Origin of the sequence: Vibrio sp. 10N.286.46.A8 (assembly GCF_041470165.1) — a bacterium.
Lineage (GTDB): Bacteria > Pseudomonadota > Gammaproteobacteria > Enterobacterales > Vibrionaceae > Vibrio > Vibrio tasmaniensis_A.
This window is the reverse complement of sequence record NZ_JBFRLX010000303.1, coordinates 1-662: the sequence shown is the minus strand read 5'-3', so window position 1 is coordinate 662 and position 662 is coordinate 1. Positions and strand designations below refer to the sequence as shown.

The 662-nt window shown below is 49.5% G+C and carries 4 tRNA genes; all 4 read right to left on the bottom strand.

Annotated features, from left to right (window positions below):
* Window positions 1-9: 9 nt before the first annotated feature.
* Window positions 10-86 (bottom strand) — tRNA-Arg (locus AB4232_RS21845).
* Between the two features lie 101 nt (window positions 87-187).
* Window positions 188-264 (bottom strand) — tRNA-Arg (locus AB4232_RS21840).
* 84 nt (window positions 265-348) lie between these two features.
* Window positions 349-441, bottom strand: a tRNA-Ser gene (locus tag AB4232_RS21835).
* A 44-nt stretch (window positions 442-485) separates the two neighbouring features.
* Window positions 486-562, bottom strand: a tRNA-Arg gene (locus AB4232_RS21830).
* Window positions 563-662 lie beyond the last annotated feature (100 nt).

The following is a 662-nucleotide window of genomic DNA, read 5'->3' as shown; positions in this document are numbered from 1 at the left end:
CCTAAATAGTGGTGCGCCCTGGAGGATTCGAACCTCCGACCGCCTGGTTCGTAGCCAGGTACTCTATCCAGCTGAGCTAAGGGCGCAACGGTTTCGATATTGAGCTGTTAGTTAAGGCAATAAAGCAGTTAAGACTATAAAGCAAAACTAAACGTTCAACATCAGGATTAATGAAAACCCTAAATAGTGGTGCGCCCTGGAGGATTCGAACCTCCGACCGCCTGGTTCGTAGCCAGGTACTCTATCCAGCTGAGCTAAGGGCGCACGGTATCTTCAAGAGAAGAAGTTGTGAAATATATCACATTCTGTTTCTACGAAACAAAAAAAAGGCCATAGGCCTGTAATGAATGGCGGTGAGGGAGGGATTCGAACCCTCGATGCGGCTACAAACCACATACTCCCTTAGCAGGGGAGCGCCTTCGGCCACTCGGCCACCTCACCTTATTCATTATTCTCGAAACACTTACAAGTAAGAGTAAAGAGAATGGTGCGCCCTGGAGGATTCGAACCTCCGACCGCCTGGTTCGTAGCCAGGTACTCTATCCAGCTGAGCTAAGGGCGCACATTGTTACTTCTGTGTTTGCTTGCAAATTCAAACGTGCAAGAAATGGCGGTGAGGGAGGGATTCGAACCCTCGATGCGGCTACAAACCACATACTCCC